Origin of the sequence: Mesorhizobium sp. M7A.F.Ca.US.002.01.1.1, assembly GCF_004022955.1 — a bacterium.
Classification (GTDB): domain Bacteria; phylum Pseudomonadota; class Alphaproteobacteria; order Rhizobiales; family Rhizobiaceae; genus Mesorhizobium; species Mesorhizobium ciceri.
On record NZ_RZQE01000443.1, the window covers coordinates 1 to 4991 of the forward strand.

Genomic DNA, 4991 nt, shown 5'->3' on the forward strand with positions numbered 1-4991 from the left:
GCTGTTCTTCATCGATCTTACCCTTTGCCAATCCGCAATGTGCCACTCTTTGCCGTCGGCCAGGCGTGGCAACCGGCCGACAAAAAGCCCGCCATCTTTCGGAAGCGGGCTAGGATGCCTCACTGCTGGATGGGACGACTGCTCGCACCAGCGGCATCGGTCCAGGCGAGGCATCCGGCAATGACAGGCGTTGTGCCGACGACCAGGGCGCCGCGCGCGTGCAGGGTCATCAACCCGCGCCATGAGACTCTATCGACGGCCCAGATGGTGCCGCTGGCGTCGACCCACTTGAGGTCGGCGTCGGCCGCTTGAACCGCCTGCATCATCGCGGCCGGTTGCATCCCAGCTCGAAAGACGATGACGGAAGTGGCGGCACCGTTGAAGAGCGGGCCAGCACCCGCAGCCAGTCCTGCAAGCAGGACGATGCTGGTCAGAGCCGCCGAGGCACCTGCCGGTCCACCGCGGTTGGGCAGCACCAGCACCAACAGCAGCGGCACGATTCCGAAGATGACCAGCCACCCAATATCCCAGGCGAGCGGCATGTCGCTGTTCATCTTGATCCGATGCAGGCCGAGCAGCCAATGGAACACAATGGCGTCCACCAGATGCCAGACGCCGAACCCGATGAAGGCCAGCCGAAGGATCTCGGTCGTCGTTACGGCCCGCCTGCCTGCTGCCCTCGCCGCCACCAGCAGCACCGTGCCGGCAACGGCGAACACGTACATAAACAAGTGGAAGAGGCCGTCGGCCATGATCTGGAAGCGCAGGTCGGAACCCGCCGGGTCGGCGAGGCCCGAGAGAAGATGATGCCATTGCAGAATCTGGTGCAGGACGATGCCGTCGAAGAAACCGCCCAGCGCGAAGCCGAGCAGAAGCCAGCCGACTCTCGTTCTCGGATCGAGTTTCGCGGTGATGGTGTCCATATCAGGACGACTCCGCCGAAACCGGAGAGCCAAGTCTGGTTAGCAGCTCCAGGTGCATCGCCCTGTCCGGCGTCGGGTCGTGGAGATCATGACGGGCCTCGATCCAGAAGGCGGTAATCAGCCCGCCGACCACTGTCGTCAGAACCAAAGTCCCAGCAATGATTGCCAGCATGGATGTCGACCCTTCAACCGCGGGCACGCCGCGCCCGACCCGAACCTTGGCTTCTGCCGTATGTTCCCTCGCGTCGGGCGTTCTGGGGAGGAATAATCAACTTACATCATGGTTCGGATGCCCTGTTGGGGGATGGCTGAAGCGGAGAACATTCATGAGTGAATATTCGGCGGCGGCTCCGAGCAGCCGCGACGACCACAAGCCGCGGGGCATCACCCGCTGGCTGTTTTCGACAAACCACAAGGATATCGGAACCCTCTACCTGATCTTCGCCTTCATCGCGGGGGTCATCGGCGGTGGGCATGCGAATTGAACTGCAGCAACCCGGGATCCAGGTTTTCCCCGGGTTGGGATCGATGATCTACGGCTACCAAGGCGACGCGGCCATAGATGCCGGCAAGCAACTTTATAACGTGTTCACCACGGCGCACGCGCTGATCATGATCTTCTTCACCGTCATGCCCGCACTGATCGGTGGTTTCGCCAACTGGATGGTTCCGATCATGATCGGCGCCCCGGACATGGCGTTCCCACGCATGAATAACATCTCGTTCTGGCTGCTGCCGCCGGCATTGATGCTGCTTTTATTGTCGATCTTCATGCCCAGCGTCCCCGGCGGATACGGTCCCGGGACCGGCTGGTTCCTCTACCCGCCCCTGTCGACGTCCGGCCATCCCGGTCCTGCCGTCGATCTGGTCATTCTTTCTCTGCACATCGCGGGAGCCTCCTCGATACTAGGCGCCATCAATTTCATCACCACGATCTTCAATATGCGCGCGCCAGGGATGACGTTGCATAAAATGCCTCTGTTCGTGTGGTCGATCCTCATCACCGGATTCTGCTGCTGCTGGCCCTGCCTGTCCTGGCAGGGGCCATCACAATGCTCCTGACCGATAGAAATTTCGGCACCACATTCTTCGCGCCGGACGGCGGCGGCGATCCTATCCGTACCAGCATCTCTTCTGGTTTTTCGGCCATCCGGAAGTCTACATCATGATCTTGCCGGCCTTCGGCATCGTCAGCCAGGTGATCTCGACATTTTCGCGAAAGCCGATCTTCGGCTATCTGGGGATGGTCTACGCGATCGTCGCGATCGGAGCGATCGGCTTCGTCGTCTGGGCCCACCATATGTACACCAGCGGAATAGGGCTGGACACGCAGCGCTATTTCACCTTCGCCACGATGGTGATCGCGGTGCCGACTGGGATCAAGGTGTTCTCCTGGATCGCGACCATGTGGGGTGGTTCCCTTAGCCTGCGCGCCCCGATGCTGTGGGCGCTCGGCTTCATATTCCTGTTCACTGTCGGAGGCGTGACCGGCGTACAGCTTGCAAATGCCAGCCTGGACCGCCAATTGCACGACACCTACTATGTCGTCGCACACTTCCACTACATTCTCTCGTTGGGTGCGATCTTCGGCATCTTCGCGGGCTGGTATTACTGGTTTCCGAAGATGACTGGATATTTGTACAATCCGCTTTTGGCTGCAATCCATTTCTGGACGACCTTCGTCGGTGTGAATCTCGGCTTCTTCCCCCACCACTTTCTCGGAATGGCCGGCATGCCACGTCGCTATATCGACTATCCCGACGCTTTTGCCGGTTGGAACATGGTCTCCTCCTTTGGATCGTATCTGTCGGCCGCGAGTGTCCTGATTTTCCTTGCCGGCATCGTGGAGGCTTTCCACCGGCGACGGGCCGCCGGCATGAACCCCTGGGGGCCGGGAGCCACCACATTGGAATGGGAGTTGACCTCTCCACCGCCTTTCCATCAATGGGACAGGCTGCCGAAAATCAAATGAATCCGGCTGGCGAGCGCGACCGGCGGCGGGATCGGCGCTGAGTTGGAAGGCGCGCGCCGCGCTGGCCGTGAATTGACCTATCGGAAGCTGATCACGAGCACGGCGAAAAAGCTGGCGAGGGCTACTGCCCAGCAAAACAACCAGTTGGCGATCAGCAGGATAGATTTCAGCACCGTGGCGTGGCAATAATCTTCGATGATCGATTGCATGCCCAGCCGCATGTGGACGCAGTTCACCAGAATGAAGGCGATGAGGGCGGGTGCGACATAGATCGATCCGACTACGCGGATGACGACATCTCGAGGCTCTCCGCTCAGCCTTATGACGACCGCGACGATGTAGATGACGAGGATCAACAGTGCAGCAGATGTCAGTCGTTCCAGCATGAACGTTTCGGTTCCGTGTTTAGCCGACCCAAGGCCGCGCACTCGAGCTAGCGGAGTTCTGATCGAGCGTCGGTCAGCCATCTTGCTTCCCCAAACTCACCTGGTTCCGTTGCCCGTAACTCAAGCTGTTGCTGTCCAATGCTCGGGCTCGCGTCACGGACGGATAGTGCGCAAGCACGTTCTCCAGTTTGGCGAGGCGAGCTTTTTGGGCGGTTAGCTCGTATCCTGAACGCCATCCAATCTTCCCGGGTCTGCCAGCTTTCCACAACTCCTTTTCAAGGAGCGAGATGCTGAGGCGGACGGCGTCGATCTCTTTGACCAGCGCGGCCTTCACCAATTTCCGACTCTGCATGGCTTTAGTTCCGGTGGGCAAGGGTGGCGCCAAACACAGTGCATTTGGAAATGTTCCCCGGTGGGCGTCCGGCGTTGAAAATATAAATGCTTCGATGCTGCCCTCAAAGCGGTCGCCACAAGCCCACCCGGCACTCGGCACCTGGGATCTCTGTCCCCACCCTGGTCGGGTCTCGCCTCCAATGGGCCGCGGCTTGCCGGGCTATGCTTAGGACAAGCAGGCGCATGCTTGGCCCGCCCCTTGCGGCAGGTAAGATGACCAGAATCTGTTATTTGGCCAACATATGTTAAACATGCTTTTTGTTTCTCGATCGCGCAAAAATATTTGCGTTTCATCGTCGGGAACGTATCGATCCTCAAGAAGTTTGCGGGGCTAGTCAGGAGAACGGGCTATGTCGGGCAACGAAATTCATCAAGACGCCTCGCGTTTTCGCACCAGAATCCGTGTCGTGGACGCTCGCGTGTTCCGCGGACCTCATCTCTACAGCATGAGTCCAATGGTCCGGATCCAGATTGACCTCGGGGCCCTTGAGGCGTTCCCGACAGACAAGCTGCCCGGGTTTACCGAGGACATCGTTCGCCTGTTGCCCGGCCTTGCGGCCCATGGCTGCAGCTATGGCGTCGCCGGCGGGTTCGTCCGCCGTATGCAGGAAGGAACCTGGCTCGGCCACGTCGTGGAGCACGTCGCCCTGGAACTGCAGAACATGCTGGGCCACCGGGTGACACGAGGAAAGACACGTTCGGTCAAAGGCAGTCCGGGCACTTACAACGTCATGTTCGCCTACAATGATGAGGTTGTGGGGCTGCTCGCCGGACGAGTTGCGCTCGAGTTGGTGGATGGTCTCCTGCCGGCCAATCTGCATGGCCTCGAGGGGCTCGACGAGATTGCCGAAATGGACGGGCCATTCGATTTCGCAGTGAGGCTGCAGCAGCTCAAGGCTCGCGCCGCCGAGCGTGCCTTGGGCCCCACGACCGCCTCTCTGGTGCGCGAGGCCGGGAGACGGGGGATTCCCGCGGCGCGGCTCGATGACAGCAGCCTGGTGCTGCTCGGCCAAGGCAAGCATCAGAAGCGAATCCGCGCCAGCTGCACCGACCTCACTTCCGAGATCGCGACCGAAATCGCCTCCGACAAGGACCTGACAAAATTTCTGCTGCAGCAGGCCGGGCTAACGGTCCCCAGCGGGGAACTGGTGCGATCGGCGCAGGACGCGGTCGTGGCAGCGGCACGGCTCGGGTACCCTGTGGTCACCAAACCACTGGACGGCAATCATGGAAACGGCGTCAACATCGGCCTCGCAACCGAGGACGAAGTCCGCTGGGGCTTCGAACAGGCGCGAGAACACAGTCGCAGCGTTATCG

Annotated in this window: 3 protein-coding genes and 2 pseudogenes; 2 read left to right on the forward strand and 3 right to left on the reverse strand. The window is 60.3% G+C overall.

Features of this window, described 5'->3' with window-relative positions:
- Positions 1-119: 119 nt before the first annotated feature.
- Positions 120-923, reverse strand: a complete 804-nt coding sequence (locus EN932_RS29095) for a DUF2243 domain-containing protein (protein WP_128338460.1) — start codon at positions 921-923, stop codon at positions 120-122.
- 1 nt (position 924) lies between these two features.
- Complete coding sequence (locus EN932_RS29100; RefSeq protein WP_013525040.1) at positions 925-1095, reverse strand: hypothetical protein; 171 nt, start codon at positions 1093-1095, stop codon at positions 925-927.
- A 154-nt stretch (positions 1096-1249) separates the two neighbouring features.
- Between EN932_RS29100 and ctaD the strand changes: the two are divergent.
- A pseudogene (gene ctaD, locus EN932_RS29105) lies at positions 1250-2895 on the forward strand (cytochrome c oxidase subunit I).
- Between the two features lie 77 nt (positions 2896-2972).
- Here the strand turns inward: ctaD and sdhD are convergent.
- Positions 2973-3362: a succinate dehydrogenase, hydrophobic membrane anchor protein gene (gene sdhD, locus EN932_RS29110; RefSeq protein ID WP_127413913.1), complete on the reverse strand. Its 390-nt coding sequence runs from the start codon at positions 3360-3362 to the stop codon at positions 2973-2975.
- A 662-nt stretch (positions 3363-4024) separates the two neighbouring features.
- Here sdhD and EN932_RS29120 point away from each other — a divergent pair.
- A pseudogene (locus EN932_RS29120) lies at positions 4025-4991 on the forward strand (cyanophycin synthetase); the annotation flags it as partial.

Bases quoted from the DNA above. Each gene is read 5' to 3' on its own strand.
- EN932_RS29100 (WP_013525040.1), bottom strand. From the start codon at position 1,095: ATGCTGGCAATCATTGCTGGGACTTTGGTTCTGACGACAGTGGTCGGC.
- sdhD (WP_127413913.1), bottom strand. From the start codon at position 3,362: ATGGCTGACCGACGCTCGATCAGAACTCCGCTAGCTCGAGTGCGCGGC.
- EN932_RS29095 (WP_128338460.1), bottom strand. From the start codon at position 923: ATGGACACCATCACCGCGAAACTCGATCCGAGAACGAGAGTCGGCTGG.